The sequence below is a fragment of the Streptomyces sp. NPDC087787 genome (assembly GCF_044743035.1).
In the GTDB taxonomy this organism is placed as follows: domain Bacteria; phylum Actinomycetota; class Actinomycetes; order Streptomycetales; family Streptomycetaceae; genus Streptomyces.
In genome coordinates, this window is the sequence record NZ_JBIUVQ010000001.1 from 366879 (window position 1) to 386405 (window position 19527).

Annotated in this window: 13 protein-coding genes; 7 read left to right on the plus strand and 6 right to left on the minus strand. The window is 71.2% G+C overall.

Annotation, left to right across the window (positions count from 1 at the left end; all coding sequences use genetic code 11):
• The first annotated feature begins 3 nt into the window (after positions 1 to 3).
• The 6 genes from ACIOWN_RS01745 to ACIOWN_RS01770 all read left to right on the plus strand — a co-directional run bounded on the left by ACIOWN_RS01745 (position 4) and on the right by ACIOWN_RS01770 (position 11610).
• The gene (locus ACIOWN_RS01745; RefSeq protein ID WP_362347721.1) at positions 4 to 1008 is read left to right on the plus strand and encodes a sugar ABC transporter permease; all 1005 of its coding nucleotides are present in this window, start codon (positions 4 to 6) and stop codon (positions 1006 to 1008) included.
• Positions 1009 to 1027: 19 nt separating this feature from the next.
• Positions 1028 to 1933: an ABC transporter permease subunit gene (locus ACIOWN_RS01750; RefSeq protein ID WP_362347722.1), complete on the plus strand. Its 906-nt coding sequence runs from the start codon at positions 1028 to 1030 to the stop codon at positions 1931 to 1933.
• Positions 1934 to 2150: 217 nt separating this feature from the next.
• Positions 2151 to 3839 (plus strand): glycoside hydrolase family 13 protein, encoded by a 1689-nt coding sequence (locus ACIOWN_RS01755; protein WP_362347724.1) that lies wholly within the window; start codon positions 2151 to 2153, stop codon positions 3837 to 3839.
• A 132-nt stretch (positions 3840 to 3971) separates the two neighbouring features.
• Entirely contained in the window at positions 3972 to 5348 is a 1377-nt protein-coding gene (locus ACIOWN_RS01760; RefSeq protein ID WP_362347726.1) for an alpha-amylase family protein, read from the plus strand.
• Between the two features lie 290 nt (positions 5349 to 5638).
• Positions 5639 to 11053 carry a pullulanase-type alpha-1,6-glucosidase gene (gene pulA / locus ACIOWN_RS01765; protein ID WP_401979759.1) on the plus strand — a complete coding sequence of 1805 codons (5415 nt, stop codon included), beginning with the start codon at positions 5639 to 5641 and terminating at the stop codon, positions 11051 to 11053.
• 200 nt (positions 11054 to 11253) lie between these two features.
• The gene (locus ACIOWN_RS01770) at positions 11254 to 11610 is read left to right on the plus strand and encodes a 5-carboxymethyl-2-hydroxymuconate Delta-isomerase (RefSeq protein ID WP_362347732.1); all 357 of its coding nucleotides are present in this window, start codon (positions 11254 to 11256) and stop codon (positions 11608 to 11610) included.
• A gap of 17 nt (positions 11611 to 11627) precedes the next feature.
• On the opposite strand, the gene ACIOWN_RS01775 is transcribed toward ACIOWN_RS01770, so the two are convergent.
• The 3 genes from ACIOWN_RS01775 to ACIOWN_RS01785 form a co-directional block, all read right to left on the minus strand.
• On the minus strand, positions 11628 to 12317 hold the full coding sequence (locus ACIOWN_RS01775; protein WP_362347734.1) for a TetR/AcrR family transcriptional regulator: 690 nt from the start codon (positions 12315 to 12317) through the stop codon (positions 11628 to 11630).
• A 92-nt stretch (positions 12318 to 12409) separates the two neighbouring features.
• Positions 12410 to 14335 (minus strand): hypothetical protein, encoded by a 1926-nt coding sequence (locus ACIOWN_RS01780; RefSeq protein WP_401979762.1) that lies wholly within the window; start codon positions 14333 to 14335, stop codon positions 12410 to 12412.
• A 51-nt stretch (positions 14336 to 14386) separates the two neighbouring features.
• Positions 14387 to 14887, minus strand: coding sequence for a tetratricopeptide repeat protein (locus tag ACIOWN_RS01785; protein ID WP_362347737.1), 501 nt, complete (start codon positions 14885 to 14887; stop codon positions 14387 to 14389).
• Positions 14888 to 15045: 158 nt separating this feature from the next.
• Here ACIOWN_RS01785 and ACIOWN_RS01790 point away from each other — a divergent pair, with 158 nt between their 5' ends.
• On the plus strand, positions 15046 to 15459 hold the full coding sequence (locus tag ACIOWN_RS01790) for a hypothetical protein (RefSeq protein WP_326802195.1): 414 nt from the start codon (positions 15046 to 15048) through the stop codon (positions 15457 to 15459).
• Between the two features lie 113 nt (positions 15460 to 15572).
• On the opposite strand, the gene ACIOWN_RS01795 is transcribed toward ACIOWN_RS01790, so the two are convergent.
• From ACIOWN_RS01795 to ACIOWN_RS01805, 3 genes are all read right to left on the minus strand, one after another.
• The gene (locus ACIOWN_RS01795) at positions 15573 to 17168 is read right to left on the minus strand and encodes a DUF1996 domain-containing protein (RefSeq protein ID WP_401979765.1); all 1596 of its coding nucleotides are present in this window, start codon (positions 17166 to 17168) and stop codon (positions 15573 to 15575) included.
• Positions 17169 to 17505: 337 nt separating this feature from the next.
• Complete coding sequence (locus tag ACIOWN_RS01800) at positions 17506 to 18498, minus strand: NAD-dependent epimerase/dehydratase family protein (RefSeq protein ID WP_401979767.1); 993 nt, start codon at positions 18496 to 18498, stop codon at positions 17506 to 17508.
• A gap of 59 nt (positions 18499 to 18557) precedes the next feature.
• Entirely contained in the window at positions 18558 to 19211 is a 654-nt protein-coding gene (locus tag ACIOWN_RS01805) for a winged helix-turn-helix domain-containing protein (protein WP_401979769.1), read from the minus strand.
• Positions 19212 to 19527: the final 316 nt, after the last annotated feature.

Genomic DNA, 19527 nt, shown 5'->3' on the forward strand with positions numbered 1-19527 from the left:
ACCATGACAGTCGCCATCGACCGCGCGACCGGCAGGCGCCGCGGTGACCGCGCGCCTCGGCCCGGGCTGGGGCAGCGCCTGAAGAACGGCTTCCAGAAGTACTGGTACGCCTACGCGATGATCGCGCCGGTGGTCGTCGTCCTCGGCGGCCTCGTGGGCTATCCCCTGGTGCGGGGCTTCTACCTGACCCTCACCGACGCCAACAGCCTCAACTCGGCGCGCACCATCGGCGTCAACCACATCGAGGCCACCTACAAGTTCATCGGGCTGGACAACTACCAGGACATCCTGTTCGGCCCCACCTCCTACGACCGGTTCTGGTCGCACTTCCTGTGGACCGTCTTCTGGACGGCCGCCTGCGTGTTCCTGCACTACACCATCGGCCTCGGCCTCGCGCTCATGCTCAACCAGAAGCTGCGCGGCCGCACCTTCTACCGGCTGATGCTGGTCCTGCCCTGGGCCGTGCCGACCTTCGTCACGGTCTTCTCCTGGCGGATCATGCTCGCCGACTCCGGCGTGCTCAACCAGGTGCTCGGCAATCTGCACCTGCCCCAGCCGCAGTGGCTGGAGGACACCTTCTGGCAGCGGTTCGCCGCGATCATGGTCAACACCTGGTGCGGTGTGCCGTTCATGATGCTCTCGCTTCTCGGCGGCCTGCAGTCCATCGACTCCGCGCTCTACGAGGCCGCGGAGATGGACGGCGCGAACGCCTGGCAGCGGTTCCGGTACGTCACGCTGCCCGGTCTGCGCTCGGTCAGCTCCACCGTGGTGCTGCTCGGCGTCATCTGGACCTTCAACCAGTTCGCCATCATCTTCCTGCTGTTCGGCCCCTACAGCGCGCCCGACGCCCAGATCCTCGTCACCTGGGCCTACTACCTGGGCTTCGGACAGCAGCCGCGCGACTTCGCCCAGTCCGCCGCGTACGGCGTACTGCTGCTGTCGATCCTCACCGTCTTCACCTCCTTCTACTTCCGCTGGCTGAAGCGCAATGACCAGCTCGCCGTCTGACGCCGCAGGAGCCGCCCCCATGAGCACCACGACCCTCGAGAAGACACCGGCCGGACCGGCGTCCGCCCCGCCGCCCCCGCACCGGACCCGCCGGCGGGGCGAGCGCGGCCCGCTCGGCAGCGCCCTCCTGCACGGCGGCCTCGCCGTGGCGAGCCTCGTCGCGCTGGCCCCGGTGGTCTGGCTGTTCTTCCTGTCGCTCGGCCCGGACAAGGACGACTACCTGCACCCCGGCAAGATCTTCGGCAAGCTCACCTTCTCCAACTACAGCTTCGTGCTGCAGCACACCGCCTTCTTCGACTGGCTCAAGTCGACGATGATCGTGGCCCTCGGCACCACCCTGATCGGTGTCTTCGTGGCCGCCACCACCGGCTACGCGGTCTCGCGCATGCGCTTCCCCGGCTACAAGCAGCTGATGTGGGTGCTGCTGCTCACCCAGGCCTTCCCGATCGCCATCCTGATCGTGCCGATGTACGAGATCTTCGGCCGGTTCGGCCTCATCGACACCTACTGGGCCCTGATCATCATCAACTGCACCACGGCCGTGCCCTACAGCGCCTGGCTGCTCAAGGGATACTTCGACACCATCCCCTTCGAGATCGACGAAGCGGGACGCATCGACGGGCTCAGCCCCTTCGGCACCTTCGTACGGCTGATCCTGCCGCTGGCCCGCCCGGGGCTGGCCGTCGCGGCCTTCTACAACTTCATCACGGCCGTCGGCGAGGTCGCGTTCGCGACCACCTTCATGCTGGACGACTCCAAGTACACCTTCGCGGTCGGCCTGCAGAGCTTCGTCAGCGAGCACGACGCCCAGTGGAACTACATGGCCGCCACCGCGGTGTTGATCGCTGTTCCTGTGTCGGTCTTCTTCTACCTTGTCCAGAAAAACCTCGTCACCGGCCTCACCGCGGGCGGCACCAAGGGCTGACCCCCACGCGCCCGACAACGGCTCCCGCGCGCCTGACCCGCGCGGGTGGCGGCCGCGGTGCCCACCCCGAAGCTCTCCGAGCGAGGGGGCCCCTGACCCCGCGGGCACCGCGGCCGCCTCATCACCCGGACGCCGTCACCCCTGCCCACGACAAGCAATCGCCCCCGAGCTCTCGCCCACGCCGGAGCAGGGGCACACCCGACGCACCAAGGACGCCATGAGCAAGCAGCACTTCCCGGCCGAATCCCCCCTCTCCGAAGCGGCTGCCACCACCGTCGCCCCGCGCCGCGACTGGTGGCGGGACGCGGTGATCTACCAGGTCTATCCGCGCAGCTTCGCCGACAGCGACGGCGACGGCATGGGCGACCTGGAGGGCGTACGCTCCCGCCTGCCGTACCTGCGCGACCTCGGTGTGGACGCCGTCTGGCTCAGCCCGTTCTACGCCTCCCCGCAGGCCGACGCCGGCTACGACGTCGCCGACTACCGGGCCGTCGACCCCATGTTCGGCAACCTGCTGGACGCCGACGCGCTGATCCGCGACGCCCATGCGCTGGGTCTGCGGATCATCGTCGACATCGTGCCCAACCACTCCTCCGACCAGCACGAGTGGTTCAAGCGCGCGCTCGCGGAGGGCCCCGGCTCCCCGTCGCGGGACCGCTACCACTTCCGCCCCGGCAAGGGCGCGGACGGCGAACTCCCGCCCAACGACTGGGAGTCCATCTTCGGCGGGCCCGCCTGGACCAGGGTCACCGAGCCGGACGGCACCCCGGGCGAGTGGTACCTGCACCTGTTCGCGCCCGAGCAGCCCGACTTCAACTGGGACCACCCGGCCGTCGGGGACGAGTTCCGCTCCATCCTGCGGTTCTGGCTCGACATGGGTGTCGACGGCTTCCGCATCGACGTGGCGCACGGCCTGGTCAAGGCCGAGGGCCTGCCCGACCTCGGCAGCCACGACCAGCTGAAGCTGCTGGGCAACGATGTCATGCCGTTCTTCGACCAGGACGGCGTGCACGCGATCTACCGCCAGTGGCGGCACATCCTCGACGAGTACTCGGGCGACCGGATCTTCGTCGCGGAGGCGTGGACCCCGACCGTCGAGCGGACCGCGAACTACGTGCGCCCCGACGAACTGCACCAGGCGTTCAACTTCCAGTACCTGGGCACCGAGTGGGACGCCGGCGAACTGCGCGAGGTCATCGACCGCACCCTGGAGGCCATGCGCCCGGTGGGTGCCCCGGCCACCTGGGTGCTGTCCAACCACGACGTCACCCGGCACGCCACCCGGTTCGCCAACCCGCCCGGCCTCGGCACCCAGATCCGCAGCGCGGGCGACCGCGAGCTCGGCCTGCGCCGGGCGCGCGCGGCCACGCTGCTGATGCTGGCGCTGCCCGGTTCGGCGTACGTCTACCAGGGCGAGGAACTGGGCCTGCCGGACGTCGTGGACCTGCCGGACGAGGTGCGCCAGGACCCGGCGTACTTCCGGGGCGAGGGCCAGGACGGGTTCCGCGACGGGTGCCGCGTGCCCATCCCGTGGACCCGCGAGGGCTCCTCCTACGGCTTCGGCGCCGGAGGCAGCTGGCTTCCGCAGCCCGCGGACTGGGGCCGGCTGAGCGTGGAGGCCCAGCAGGGCGTGCCGGGCACCACCCTGGAGCTGTACCGCTCGGCCCTGGCCGCCCGCCGTGCCCACCGCGACCTGGGCGCCGGCGAGGCGGTGGAGTGGCTGCGCGCGCCCGAGGGCGTCCTCGCCTTCCGGCGTGGCGAGTTCGTCTGCGTGGCGAACACGACCGGCGAGTCGGTGACCATCCCGGCGTACGGCCGGGTGCTGCTCACGAGCGGCGAGGTCACGGAGGCGGACGGCGAGGCGAAGGTTCCCTCCGACACGACGGTGTGGTGGACCACGGCCTGAGCCGGCAGGTCACAGTTTCACATCAACTCCACACGGCCCGCTGCCCGTTGAGGCAGCGGGCCTTCTACCATCCGGGGTCAACGACTTGCTGAACCTTTCAGCAAGAGCCTTCAACGAAGAAGGAACCCCCACATGGCCATCCGCAGACCCCTTTCATACGCGGCCGCCCTCGCCGTGGCCGCCTCCGCGGCCCTGGCGACGCCCGCCGCCGCCTCCCCGCCCGGCACCAAGGACGTCACCGCGGTCCTCTTCGAGTGGAACTACGCCTCGGTCGCCAAGGAGTGCGCGAACACCCTCGGCCCGGCCGGCTACGGCTACGTCCAGGTCTCCCCGCCCGCCGAGCACATCCAGGGCCCGCAGTGGTGGACGTCGTACCAGCCGGTGAGTTACAAGATCGCCGGGCGGCTGGGTGACCGGGCGGCGTTCCAGAGCATGGTCAACACCTGCCACGCGGCCGGGGTGAAGGTCGTCGTCGACACCGTCATCAACCACATGTCGGCGGGCGGCGGCACCGGCACCGGCGGTTCCTCGTACACCAAGTACGGCTACCCGGGCCTGTACTCGAACAACGACTTCAACGACTGCAGGACCGGCATCACCAACTACCAGGACCGCTACAACGTCCAGTACTGCGAACTGGTGGGCCTCGCCGACCTCAGGACCGGGTCGGACTACGTCCGCCAGGCCATCGCGGGCTACATGAACGACCTGCTCTCCCTGGGCGTCGACGGCTTCCGTGTCGACGCGGCCAAGCACATCCCGGCCGCCGACCTGGCCAACATCAAGTCGCGTCTGAAGAACCCTTCCGCCTACTGGAAGCAGGAGGTCATTTACGGCGCCGGGGAAGCGGTCCAGCCGACCGAGTACACCGGCAACGGCGACGTCCAGGAGTTCCGCTACGCCTACGACCTCAAGCGGGTCCTCAGCAACGAGAAGCTCGCCTACCTCAAGAACTACGGCGAGGGCTGGGGCTACATGAACAGCTCGGTGGCCGGCGTCTTCGTCGACAACCACGACACCGAGCGCAACGGCTCGACCCTCAGCTACAAGAACGGCGCGAACTACACGCTGGCCAACGTCTTCATGCTGGCCTGGCCCTACGGCGCCCCCGACATCAACTCCGCCTACGAGTGGTCCGACGCGGACGCCGGTCCCCCCAACGGCGGCAAGGTCAACGCCTGCTGGCAGGACGGCTGGAAGTGCCAGCACGCCTGGCCGGAGATCAAGTCCATGGTCGCCTTCCGCAACGCCACGCGCGGCCAGGCGGTGACGAACTGGTGGGACAACGGCAACAACCTCATCGTGTTCGGCCGCGGCAACAAGGGGTATGTGGTGATCAACCACGAGAACACGACGGCCGACCGCTCCTACCAGACCTCGCTCCCCGCGGGCACCTACTGCGATGTGCAGAGCAACAGGACCGTCACGGTGGACGGCAGCGGCTGGTTCAAGGCATCGGTCGCCCCGAACACCGCCCTCGCCATCTACGCGGGCAAGTCGAGTTGCTGACGACCCCACGCCTGCTCCCGCGGCCGGTTTCTCCCCCCGGTTGCTCCCCGGGCACTGGGGGCACGGCTACGCGCTGCTTCCCGTGACGGCGGGGCTGGCGCTCCACTCCCGGAGCGCCGGCCTCCGCCGGAGCGGGTGGCCGGTTGCGTGAAAAAAGTTGCCATGAGTTTCAGAGGTATTGCAGTAACGCTTGCGCAGGCGATACGTTCGCGGCCGCACCCGGTGGCCCTGTTGATGGCCGGGGCGAGGGGTCGCAGTCAAGTGATCCGTACCGCCAAGGAGTTCACCCCGTGATACCGAGATGGCCGGCGCCCTCGCGGCGCCGCACCCCGTCAGGCAGACGCGTCGCCGCCGTCACCGCGGCCGCGATTGCCGCAGCGCTCCTCCCGCCGCTGACGGCGCGGGCCGCCGAAAAGCCGCCCGCGCCGCCCTCGGACGCGAAGCTCGCGGCCGAGCCCGCCCGGCACGACAGCACCCGGGAGCAGTTCTACTTCGTCCTGCCGGACCGTTTCGCCAACGGGGACACCGCCAACGACCGGGGCGGGCTGACCGGTTCACGGCTCGTCACCGGCTACGACCCCACCGACAAGGGCTTCTACCAGGGCGGCGACCTCAAGGGCCTGACCAACCGGCTCGACTACATCAAGGGCCTGGGCACCACGGCCATCTGGCTGGCGCCGATCTTCAAGAACCAGCCCGTGCAGGGGACCGGCAAGGACGCGTCGGCCGGCTACCACGGTTACTGGATCACCGACTTCACCCAGGTCGACCCGCACTTCGGCACCAACAAGGACCTCACGACCCTCATCTCCAAGGCACACGCCAAGGGCATGAAGGTCTTCTTCGACGTCATCACCAACCACACCGCCGACGTCATCGACTACGAGGGCGGCTCCCACGAGTACCTGTCCAAGGGCGCCTTCCCCTACCTGACCAAGGACGGCCGCCCGTTCGACGACGCCGAGTACGCGGACGGCACGAAGAAGTTCCCCGCCGTCGACGCCTCCTCCTTCCCGCGCACACCGGCCGTCCCGGCCGCCAAGAAGAACGTCAAGGTCCCGTCGTGGCTCAACGACCCGACGATGTACCACAACCGCGGCGACTCCACCTACACCGGTGAGAACTCCACCTACGGCGACTTCTCCGGCCTCGACGACCTGTGGACCGAGCGTCCCGAGGTCGTCAGCGGCACGGAGAGGATCTACCAGCGCTGGGTGAAGGACTTCGGCGTCGACGGCTTCCGCATCGACACCGTCAAGCACGTCGACATGGAGTTCTGGACCCAGTGGGCCACGGCGCTCGACGCCTACGCCGCCGCCCACGGCCGCAAGGACTTCTTCATGTTCGGCGAGGTCTACTCCGCCGACACCGCCGTGAACGCCCCGTACGTGACCGAGGGCCGCCTCGACGCCACGCTCGACTTCCCGTTCCAGGACGCGGCCCGCGCCTACACCTCCCAGGGCGGCAGCGCGAAGAGGCTCGCGGGAGTCTTCGGCGACGACTACAGGTACACGACCGACAAGGCCAACGCCTACGAGCAGGTCACCTTCCTCGGCAACCACGACATGGGCCGCATCGGGTACTTCCTCAAGCAGGACGACCCGAAGGCGACCGACGCCGAGATCCTGCGCAAGGACAGGCTCGCCAACGAGCTGATGTTCCTCAGCCGCGGCAACCCCGTCGTCTACTACGGCGACGAGCAGGGCTTCACCGGCTCCGGCGGCGACAAGGACGCCCGCCAGACCATGTTCGCCTCCAAGGTCGCCGACTACCTCGACGACGACCGGATCGGCACCGACCGCGGCCACGCGAGCGACGCCTACGACACCACCGCGCCGCTCTACCGGCAGATCGCCGCCCTCGCGAAGCTCCGCAAGGACAACCCGGCCCTCGCGGACGGAGTCCAGACCGAGCGGTACGCGGCGGACGGGCCCGGCGTCTACGCCCTCACCCGCACCGACGCCCGGACCGGGGCCGAGTACGTCGTCGCCTTCAACAACGCGGGCGAGGCGCGGACCGCCACGTTCGCCACCGGCTCGGCGCGGATGACGTACCGCGGGGTGTACGGCACCGAGGCCGCCGTGACCTCCGGCGCCGACCGCAAGGTCACCGTCACCGTCCCGGCCGGATCGTCCGTCGTCCTCAAGGCCGCGGGCACCCTCGACCGGCCCGCCGCCAAGCCGGCCGTCACCCTCACACCCCCCGGCCCGGGCGCCACCGGCACCGTCGAGCTGAGCGCCGACGTCACCGGCGGGCAGCTCAACCGGGTCGTCTTCGCCGCGCAGACCGGCAACGGCCCCTGGAAGGTGCTGGGCTCCGCCGACCACGCCCCCTACCGGGTCACCCAGACCCTGCCCCGGACCGTCCCGGCCGGCACCGCCCTGCGCTACAAGGCGGTCGTCGTCGACTCGGCGGGCCGCACGGCGAGCGCGACCGCGGCCTCCACCACCGGCACCCCGCCGGCCCCCGAGGTCCCCACCGCCTCCTCCCGCGACTACGCCGTCGTCCACTACAAGCGCGCCGACGGCGACTACGCGAACTGGGGCCTGTACGCCTGGGGAGACCTCGCCGACGGCGAGTCGACCACCTGGCCCGACAGCCACCCGTTCATAGGCCGGGACGCCTACGGAGCCTTCGCCCACGTCAAGCTGAAGCCGGGCGCCTCCGACGTCGGCTTCCTGGTCATCGACAAGAACGGCAACAAGGACGTCTCCGCCGACCGGTCCATCGACGTCACCCGGACGGGCGAGGTCTGGATCGAGCAGGGCAAGGAGGACGTACGGACCACGCGCCCCGAGTATCCGGCGCAGGACCCGGCCAAGGCCGTCCTCCACTACCACCGAGCCGACGGGAACTACGCCGGCTGGGGCCTGCACGTGTGGACCGGCGCCGCGAACCCCACCGACTGGTCGAAACCCCTCCAGCCGGTCAAGACTGACTCCTATGGCGCGGTCTTCGAGGTACCGCTCACCGACGGTGCCACCAGTCTCGGCTACATCATCCACAAGGGCGACGAGAAGGACCTGCCCACCGACCAGTCCCTCGACCTCACGGCGGCCCACGGCCACGAGGTGTGGCTGATGAGCGGCCAGGACAAGCCCCTGCTGCCGCAGCCCGCCGGCGGCGCGGGCGCCCTCGACCTCACCACCTCGAAGGCGGTCTGGATCGACCGGGACACGGTGGCCCTCAAGGGCGTGGAAGGCGCCGCCTCCACCCAGCTGCTCTACTCCCACGACGGCTCGATCACCGTCCAGGACGGAACGCTGACCAGCGACGACGAGCGCTGGCTGCGGCTGGCGAGGACCACGCTCACCGACAGCCAGAAGGCGAAATTCCCGCACCTGAGGGACTACACCGCCTGGTCCGTCGACCCCCGCGACCGCACCCGCGTCCGCGAGGCTCTGAGCGGCCAGATCGTCGCGTCCCAGCGGGCCGCGAACGGCGCCGTGCTCGCCGCGACCGGCGTCCAGCTCGCGGGCGTGCTCGACGACGTGTACGGCACCCTCGCCACCAAGGCGGAGCTCGGCCCCGTCTTCCACCAGGGCAGGCCCACGCTGAGCGTGTGGGCGCCGACCGCGCGGAACGTCGCCCTGGAACTGGACGGCAGGCCGGTCGCCATGCACCGCGACGACACCACCGGCGTCTGGTCCGTCACCGGCCCGGCGTCCTGGAAGAACAAGCCCTACCGGTACGTCGTGACCGTGTGGGCGCCCACCGTCCGCAAGGTGGTCACCAACAAGGTCACCGACCCGTACTCGGTCGCCCTCACCGCGGACTCCGAGCGCAGCCTCGTCGTCGACCTCGACGACCGTGCGCTGGCCCCGAGCGGCTGGCAGGGCCTGGCCAAGCCCAAGGCCGTACCGCTCAGGGACGCCCAGATCCAGGAGCTGCACATCCGGGACTTCTCCGTCGCGGACCGTACCGTCCCGGCCAGGGACCAGGGCACCTACCTGGCCTTCACCGACAAGAACAGCGACGGCTCCCGCCACCTGCGGGACCTGGCGAAGGCGGGCACCTCGTACGTGCACCTGCTGCCCGCCTTCGACATCGCCACCATCCCGGAGAGGAAGGCCGACCAGGCCACCCCGGACTGCGACCTGGCCGCCCACCCGGCCGACTCCGAGCGGCAGCAGGCGTGCGTGGCGGCGACCGCCGCGAAGGACGCCTACAACTGGGGCTACGACCCCTACCACTACACGGTCCCCGAGGGCTCCTACGCCACCGAACCGGACGGCACGGCCCGTACCGTCGAGTTCCGGCAGATGGTCAAGGCGCTCAACCAGGACGGCCTGCGGGTCGTCATGGACGTCGTCTACAACCACACGGCCGCCGCCGGCCAGGCGGACACCTCCGTGCTCGACCGGATCGTGCCCGGCTACTATCAGCGGCTCCTCGCCGACGGCTCGGTGGCCGACAGCACCTGCTGCGCGAACACCGCGCCCGAGAACGCCATGATGGGCAAGCTCGTCGTCGACTCGGTCGTCACCTGGGCCCGGCAGTACAAGGTCGACGGCTTCCGCTTCGACCTCATGGGCCACCACCCCAAGGCGAACATGCTCGCCGTCCGCAAGGCACTCGACGCGCTCACGCTCAAGAAGGACGGCGTGGACGGCAGGAACATCATCCTGTACGGAGAGGGCTGGAACTTCGGCGAGGTCGCCGACGACGCGCGGTTCGTCCAGGCCACGCAGAAGAACATGGCGGGCACGGGCATCGCGACCTTCTCCGACCGCGCCCGTGACGCGGTCCGCGGCGGCGGCCCCTTCGACGACGACCCGGGCGTCCAGGGCTTCGCCTCCGGCCTGTACACCGACCCCAACTCCTCCCGGAGCAACGGCAGCAGGGCCGAACAGAAGGCCCGCCTGCTGCACTACCAGGACCTGATCAAGGTCGGCCTGAGCGGCAACCTCGCCGCGTACCGCTTCACCGACACCGGCGGCAGGGAGGTCACCGGCGCCGAGGTCGACTACAACGGTGCGCCCGCCGGGTACGCGGACGCCCCCGGCGACGCCCTCGCCTACGCCGACGCCCACGACAACGAGTCGCTGTTCGACGCCCTCGCCTACAAGCTGCCGTCCACCACGAGCGCGGACGACCGGGCCCGGATGCAGGTCCTCGCCATGGCGACGGCCGCGCTGTCCCAGGGGCCCGCACTGTCCCAGGCAGGGACCGACCTGCTGCGCTCGAAGTCCCTCGACCGCAACTCCTACGACAGCGGCGACTGGTTCAACGCCATCCACTGGAACTGCGCCGACGGCAACGGCTTCGGCCGCGGGCTGCCCATGACGGCCGACAACCAGGACAAGTGGCCGTACGCCAAGCCGCTGCTCAGCACCGTCAAGGTGGGCTGCCCGCAGATCCAGGGGGCCTCGGCCGCGTACCGGGACCTGCTGCGCATCCGCACGACCGAGCAGGCCTTCTCCCTGGCCACGGCGGCGCAGGTGCAGCGGAAGCTGTCCTTCCCGCTGTCGGGCGGCGACGAGACGCCCGGCGTGATCACCATGCGGCTCGGCGACCTGGTCGTGGTGTTCAACGCCACGCCCGAACGGCAGCGGCAGCGCGTCGCGGAACTCGCGGGGACCGGCTACCGGCTGCACCCGGTGCAGACCGCGGGCGCCGATCCGGTGGTGAGGACCTCGTCGTACGAGAAGGCGACCGGGACGTTCACGGTCCCGGCGCGTACGGTCGCGGTGTTCAGGAACTAGTGCCGCGGCAGGCAACGTTTGCCCGTGAAGGAGCGGCGTCCGGTGCGTGCTCTCGGTGTGCCGGCCGGAAGTCCTCGTACTGGACGTACTTGGGCTTTCGGCCGGTGCGGCGAGAGGGCGTGCCGGGCGTCGCGACGGGGCGAACGTTGCCTGTCGGGGCACTAGCGCGGGTCCCCGGTCGGCCCGGAACAGGAGAGCTCATGCCGCAGATCACCGTCGACTACTCCGAGCGGTTGGCCGACGCCTTCGACCGGCGTGCCTTCGTGCGGGAGCTGCACGCCCGCACGGTCGAGATCGCGGCGGCCAAGCCCCCGGCGTGCAAGACGCAGTTCCGCCGGACCGAGGACACGGCCGTCGGTCCGGACACCGAGGGGCACGCGATCGTGCACGTCACCATCGGCCTGCTGGCCGGGCGCACCGACGAGACCAAGGCGCGTCTGACGGAGGCGGTCCTTCAGGCGCTGCGGGAGCATGTGAAGCCGGTCGAGGGCCTGGCGCTGCACGCGTCGGCCGAGGTGCGCGACCTCGACGCCTCCTACCGGAAGTTCGACGCCTGACGAGGGGGCAACCAGCGTCAGGAGGCGAGAGCGACGAGCCGGCCGACCAGGTCCAGGAAGGGGCCTTCGGCCGGCTCGTCCTTGAAAGCCCGGCGCATGAGCGCGCCCATCTCCTCGTCATGGGCGGCGCTGACGGCGACCAGCGCGCCGAAGTCGTGCACGAGCTGGACCTCCAGCTCGGCACGCGGGATGCGCCGGCCGTCCAGCCAGATCAGCGCCGTCGACTCCGCGAGCGAGATCCACGAGCGGACGACCAGTTCCAGCCGCGCGGGCGGCTGATCGATCCCCAGATGCGAAAGGATCTGGTCGTAAGCGGCCTGCCGGACGGAGTCGATGAGCGCGTTCGTCGTCGACGAGCCGACCGCCGGGCCGCCCCGCATCAGGGCCGAGAAACCGGGCCCGTGCTCGTCCACGAAGTCGAAGAACCGGCGCATCACCCGCAGCAGCCGCGCCCCCAGCGGGCCCTCGTGCGGCTCCGTGAACCGGCCCGCCAGATCGTCCGAGGCGCGCTTCAACGCGGCCTCGTACAGGCTGAGTTTGCCGGGGAAGTAGTGGTAGACCAGCGGGCGCGAGATACCCGCCGCCGACGCTATCTCGTCGATGGAGACCTCGTCGGGCGAGCGGCGGCTGAACAGTTCGAGGGCGACGCCGATCAACTGCTGCCGTCGCTCGTCGACTCCCATCCTGCGGCGAACCCCGGTAGTCATACGAACACCTTACCGATCGATTCCGGCCCACGAACGGACCGGCAAGGACCGATGTTCGACCGCGGCTCGTCACACCCCGCCGCGCCGACCGCTCACTTCTGACGCAGCACGGCGACGGACCTGCCGTCGGCCAGCGTCCCCTTCAGGTCGGCCTGTGCGCCCTGCCGGGTCCGTACGGCGAGCAGGCGGCCCTGGGCGGAGGCGCTGACCCCGCCGGTCGCGCTGATCGAGGCGGTGTCCCGGTCCCCGGCCGCGAGCAGGTACCAGGCGCCCGCCTGCGACTTCCAGAGCACTCCGGCCAGCACGTGCGGATCACGGGCGCCGCACGCGGGCACGTTCTCGGCCTGGGCCGCGACCACCGCGTACTTCCCACCGGGCGTGTGGAACTGGGCCAGTACCCGGGTCCCGTCGCCGCGCCAGGTCTCGGCGCGGGTGCACATCCACGCGGCGGCCGAACCGGTCGCGTCGGGCAGCGGCTGCTCGGCGTACTCCCAGGCGTTGACCGACCGGACGCCCTGTGCGCGCACGGCACCCAGCGAGCAGGCCAGCGGCGCCCAGGCGCGCAGCCCCGCCGCACCGGACGCCTCCCGCGGGGCATCGGGGCGGCCCGTGGTGAGGCGGGCGGGGGCCAGTTCGCCGAGGTCGGCCAGGAGCCGGGTGCCGGGTTCGCCGGTCAGCTCGAGCACGTTCCACGAGGTGCAGCCGCCGCCGCGCTGGACCGGGCTGGCCAGCGGCCCGGTGACGCCGCCCGTGAGGCCGAGGTCCATCGCCCCGGCGTCCGGCTTGAGCAGGTCCCGCTCGGCCGCCGCCTTCACCCAGGGCGCCGTCAGATAGCGGACGTTCCCGTCGGAGCGGCCGAGCACCACCGCGCTCGCCTCCGCGCCGGCGGCGCCGTCGACCCGGGCGAAGTCGAGGGCGGCCCCGGCCGCGGAGTCCCTCGGCTCGGCATAGCGGGCGATACGCAGGCCGTCGTGGAACAGCACCACGCGCGCGTTGTCGACGTCGCCGGCGTAGAGCAGTTGCGGCGGTCCCGCGGGGCCGCCCGTGGCGGTGCCGGGGGTGGCCGAGACCCGTACGGACTCGCCGGGGCGGGCCCAGACGGCGAGCGCCCGGCGCAGCAGGGCCGTGTCGCCGGCCAGGTTGCCGCGGGCCGGCCACACGGAGAGGTCGAGCCGCGCGGAGGTCCGCCAGGCGGTGGGGGCGATCCTGGTCAGCCTGCCCGGGTCCAGGGCGGCCTCGGCGGACGGGTTGTGCGCGTAGGCGGGTGCGGCGGCGCCGTCCGGACCCCAGCCGCCGCCCGGCAGCGCGACCAGCGCGCCGCACACGGCGAGGGCCGCGGCCGCGGCGAGCGCGGCCCTGGTGTGCTGCCTGCGCCGCTTCAGATCGGTGGGCCGGGCCTGCAACGAGCACGGGTCGAACTCGGGGGAGTCGAGCAGCGCGTACTGGGCGGGCAGGCGGTCGGCCTGGCGCAGCGCGGCGACCGGGTCGGCCACGCCCGCGGCCGTCAGCACCTCCCGCACGGCGGGGTCGGGAAGCCTTTCCAGGCCGCGCAGCACGTAGGCGGCACGGGCCGGCCCGGACAGGGTCGCCAGCTTCTGGTCCAGCGCGAGTTCGTCGGCGCCGCCCGAGCGCGGGAACAGGCGCAGGCCCCACACCAGGGGCAGCGCCGGCCGCAGTCGGGCGCGTCCGGTCCGGATCCCGCGCCGCGGCGGGCGGCCCGCCCCCAGCGCCGTGCGGATCACCTGGAGGCGTACGAAGGCGTAGCCCGGGTCGGACTCGCGGCCGGCCGACTGGGCCGGGATCACGGTCGCCGAGGACCGGCCCCGCGGCAGCGCCCGCTGGGCCAGCGCGTGCGCGGTCAGCACGCGGCGGCTCCGCCCGAGTCCGGGCGGCAGCACCAGATAGGCGAGCCGGACCAGACGCGGGTAGTGCTCGACGAGCGCGGCCTCGGCCCGCTCGGCATCGACGACCGGCCCGGAGGAGGACTTGTGGCGCGGGGCGACATCCTGTGACTGCACGTCCAGGCCAACGAGCGAGTCGGTCCCAGGTCACACCGGGGTCCGGCGGTGTCAGTCCTCGGGCTCCACCAGCAGCCGGGCGTAGTTCGCCATCGAGCGCTGGTAGCGGGGCAGATGGGGCGCGAGGGCGCCGAGGACGAGGGACAGGCCCTCGCGGTCACGGCCCAGGCCGGACAGGCACAGCGCCAGACACGCCCGTACGGCGTCGTCCAACTCGTCGGAGGGCCCGTCCAGTTCGGGCGTGAGCAGTTTGACGCCCTCCTCCGGCCGGCCGAGGTTGCGCAGCGAGCTGGCCAGCTGGATCCTGGCCCGGCGGCCCCGGTAGCCGCTCAGCCCGCGCTCCAGTGCCTCCTGGTAGAGCGGCACCGCCCGGTCCGGACGGCCGGTGGAGTCCCACGCGCAGGCCTGCTCGAACGGGCCGAGCGGGCTGCCGTCCGGCAGTTCGGCGACGAGCGCGTCGACACCCGCCCGGAACGCGGGCGCCTCGTCCTCGGAGAAGTCGTCGAAGCGGGCCCAGGCGGCGGCCACGCGGTCTTCCCAGTCCTGGTTCACCGGCTCACGTTCGCACGCGTGTGCACGCGGCGTCCACCGGATTGAGCGCTGTGCGCACCGCAGCCGTATCGAAGGGCGGCCCCCTGCCGGGGCCCGGTGCGGCATGCTTGTGGCGCGTGCCGCCGGGAACGGAGTGCCGGAAGCGACCGGAGGAACAGATGAGGGTGACCCGACCGATGCTCGCGGTGGCCGGTGCCGCGGCGGCACTGGCGCTGACGGGGTGCGGTTCCGGTGACGGCGCGGCGGCGAAAGTGCCGCCGACGGCGACCGGCAGCCTGGAGAGCCTGGCCGCCGAGGTGAAGTGCGAGCCGGACATGCAGACCGACGCCGACACCATCCGGCAGGCCATCTGCACCAACCCCACCGGCAAGTTCGTCCTCGCCACCTTCGCCACCGACCGCGGCCAGCGGGAGTGGATCGACGACGCCAAGGACTACGGCGGCTCCTACCTCGTCGGCCGCAAATGGGTCGCCGTCGGCGACAGCGGCGTGGTCACCGCGCTGCGCGCCACCCTCGGCGGTGACGTGGAGACCGGCACGGACCACAGCGCCCACGGCGCGCACAGCGGCTGAGCCACTCGGAGGGGCGCGGGCGCGCACGGGCACACGGCGAAGGCCGGCGGCGGGAGATCCCGCCGCCGGCCTTCTTCAGGAGGTCACCGGTCCAGTGTCACCGGATCAGGGCGTCACTTGCAGTTCCGCCCCGAGTTGACACAGTTGGCGATCTTGTTCGCCAGGCCGCCGGTCGTGATGTTGATGAAGTCGTCGTGGTCGGTGGCCGCCTTGTGCAACTGCTCGGGGAAGCCGTCGACCGCGTAGGCGTTCTTCACCACACCGTTCTCGATGCTCGGCCGCGGCACGTCGTAGACCAGGCGCATCGTGAGCTTCGGTATGGCCTTGAAGCCGCTGGGGCAGTTGCCGCGCTGGTCGGCGAAGGCTATGTGCGTACGGTGGTTGGCGCTGTCGGTGTTCTGCCCGTCCCAGCAGCTCTGGAAGGCGAACGTGCGGACCATCTTGCTGCCCTCGGGGCAGATCGGGTACTGCTCCGTCAGCTGGACCTTGTTCTCGAAGCCGGTGCAGCTCCAGTGCGCGTTGGCGTTGGCCAGACCGTTGGTCGTGGTCTTGGCGTCACCGGTGATGATGCGCAGGAACTGCGGCATGGCGACGACCTTGCCGGTCGGGCTGCCGACGTACTTGATCTCCGCCTGGAGCGGCTTGAGGATCCGGCCGACGTTGCCCTCCTTGCCACCGCCGTCAGCGTCCTGGTCGAAGTCCTGCGAGCCGTCCTGGACCCGGATCACCGGCCAGTAGTAGGACGACAGGTCGTTCTTGTTCTGGCAGCTCGTGGCGCTCTGCAGGAACGTGTCGTTGCTCGCGAACGCGTCGATCTTCTGGTTGCCGACGTAGTCGTGCAGGTGGTGGGCGCCGTTTGCCACACCGGGCGCCACGATCACGTTGTCCGTGTTGTGGTTGCCGTTGGCGTTCACACCGCAGCGCGTGGTGAAGCTGCCGTTCGAGGCGTTGCGGCTCTTGCGCGGCTTGGCCGGGACGTTGGGCTGGACCGTGGTGATGTCCACGAAGTCCGCCGCGACCGGGCCGTTCCCGGCCTGACCGCCGATGCCCTGCTGCCCGTCGTCGCCGCCCTGCTGGCCGCCGTCGTTCTGGCCGCCGTCGTTCTGGCCGCCGTTGTCGCCCTGCTGCCCGTTGTCGCCCTGCTGCCCGTTGTCCTGGCCGTCGTTCTGGCCGCCGTTCTGGCCGTTGTCCTGACCGCCCGCGCCGTCGCCCGCGTCCGTCTGGTTCTGTTCGACGGGGGTGCCGGTGCAGGGCGCGAGGTCGTCCAGGTTGCCGGGGGTCTTGCCGCCGGCCCGGTTGATCTCCAGCTTGATCCGGTCGAGGATCACCTTCCGCCGGTCCTTCAGCGGACCCAGGATGGCGTTCTGGACGAAGCTCGCGTCCCTGGTCTGCGCGTCGCGCGTGGTGGCCAGCCGCTGGTAGGCCTCGGTGATCTGCTGGTCGAGCGTGGCGAGTTCGCCGTCGACCTCTCCACGGGCCTGCTCCGGCACGGCGGTGAGCTGCTGGCCGACGTCAGGGCACTTGATCGTCGCGACCTGCGCGCTGACGGCCTTCGTCCGGTTGCCTCCCCACGCGTCGTTCTTCGACTCGTGCGCGGATGCGTAGTAGTTCGCCCATACAAGCCCGCCCCCACCGAGCGCTAGGGCCGCCGCCCCGGCTATGGCCTTGGTGGCCAGCGGCATTCGGCGTTTGCGTGTGTTGCGTCCCATCATTCTCCTAGCGAGGTGTTAATTTGTCCGTTGCCCCGCAAGGGGTCGGTTCGGGCTGGACCGCAGCCTTCAGGCTGGAAGCCCGCTGCTTCAGCGGTGGGTGGAGTCACGGAACTCCTCTGACTTCGTTGAGGAGCACCCCCTTACGGGCGTTGAAGCGCCCAACAGAATCGGAGCGGCTCCCCTCAATACGGGAGCCGCCCCGGGCGTGTTCAGTCGACCCACGAATTGATGCGCGATCCGTGCCTCACTCGGGCCGCAACTTACCCATTTCCGCAGGCAGTTGCGGCAGCACCGGCTGAAATCCCGGGCCGCGGGAGGCCGAGTACTTTCGCTCCTAGAGTCCGAGAACCTTCGCCTCCATGGCCGGATCCAGGCCCACCGGAGGCCGGCCGGGCCGCTGCGGGGCCGTGCCGCCCAGGGCCCGGAGCCAGGTCCAGGTATCCGTGACCGTCTCGGTCACGGGGCGGCAGCGCAGGCCGGTCGCGAGGGCCCGGGTGACATCGGCGCCGTGCAGCGCGTCGTGGCTCTCGCTGCCCGGCGGCACCCACACCGGCAGCTCCGTCCAGGGCTCGATGCCCGCGGCGAGGATCACGTCCGGGTCGGTCCAGCGCAGCTCGGCGTCGGCGCCGGTGGTCCGCACACAGGCCTCCAGCAGTTCACCCATCGTCGCGTGCCCTCGCGGACTGATCAGGGTGTACGGGCCGCTCAATCCCTTCTCCACCGCTTCGAGGATCCACACGGCGAGGTCCCGGACGTCGACGTACTGCAGGGGCAGGTCCCGCGGGCCGGGCGCCAGTACGGGGCCGCCCCGCGCGATCCGGCTCAGCCACCACGGCAGCCGCCCGACGTTCTCGTGCGGCCCGAGGATCAGCCCGGCCCGTACCAGCACCGAGCGGTCCGCCCCGAAGGCCTCCACCGCGGCCAGCTCGCCGCCCCGCTTGTCCCGCGGGTACTCCGTCTGCCCGGCGCCCGCCTCGGCGCTCTCGACCAGCGGCGCCGCCTCGGTGTAGCCGGCGGGCGGGGCCCAGGCGTACACCGAGCAGGACGACACGTACACGTACCGGCCGGCGCGGTCCCGCAACAGCCGCGCCGCGTCCCGGACCGCGCGGGGCGCGGCCGACCAGGTGTCGACGACCGCGTCCCACGCGCCGTCCGTCAGGGCTTCGAGCCCGTCGGGCGCGGTGCGGTCGCCGCGCAACGACCGCACTCCGGGAACGGGCGCGTGCCGCCCCCGGTTCAGGACCGTCACATCCCAGCCGCGCCCGGCCGCCGCCTCGGCGACGGCCCGCCCCGCGAACTCCGTACCACCCAGAACCAGAAGTCTCATACCGGTGACTGTGCCCGTCCGGGCCGTGGCAGGGAACCGGATTCTGCCCCAGGCAGAGATCAACGTCCGGTCGGCGGAGCGTACTTGTAGCCTACGCGGCGCACGGTCTGGATCGTCCGGCGGTGCTCGGCGCCCAGTTTGCGGCGCAGTCGGGCGATATGGACGTCGACGGTGCGGCCGTCGCCCACATGGTCGTAGCCCCAGACCGTGGTGACCAGTTGGTCGCGGGTGTGCACGCGGTGCGGGTGGGCCACGAGATGGGCCAGCAGCTCGAACTCCAGGTAGGTGAGGTCGAGTCCGTGCCCGTCCACCTCCGCGATCCGCCGTGCGGTGTCGACGCGGACGAGCGGATCGCCCGCGCCGGGCGCGGTGCCTCCGCCCGCCCCGGCCTCCGGACGGCCCGGGTGATCGAGGCGATCGAGGTGGCCGGGGCGGTCGGGCACCGCCACCGGCAGGTGCGGCGGCTGCTGGTCGGCGGGCACGAGCACCAGATAGCCGACCATCGGCGGCCGGCCCGGCAGCCTGGGCACGGCGTGCTGCGGAGCCGGCAGCCAGGTGGCGCCGGGCGGCAGGAGATCGGCGATTTCTACGACCTCGTCCCGGCCGACGGCCCGCAGCCGGTGCCGTGGGGAGGCGGGGGAGGAGAGGGGGCGGGAGGAGGCGGGGGCGGGGGCGGGAAGGGCGGCGTCGGTCAGAGAACGGGTGGTCGCCATGACAGGTCAGCTCTTTCGCGGGAGAGGTTCGCCGGAGGACCGACGGCCGCGAGTTCATGGTCGGGCGCGTCGGGACGTACGTCGTTCCGCGCGGACCGGAGACCGGTGGGTTACGGCTTCACCGGGCCCGCGCGTGCGGCGCGCGGCAACAGAGCCGGTCGAAGTCGTGGTGCTGACGGGAGGGCCAGAACGGCTCCAGGTCGACGCGACTCGTCGCGACGCACTCCCGGAAACCGACCATGCCCCCATTGAAGCAGACCCCGTGTCCGGACAGGTCCCTCTTCTCACTGCGCGGACACCCGCCGGCGGGCAGCCG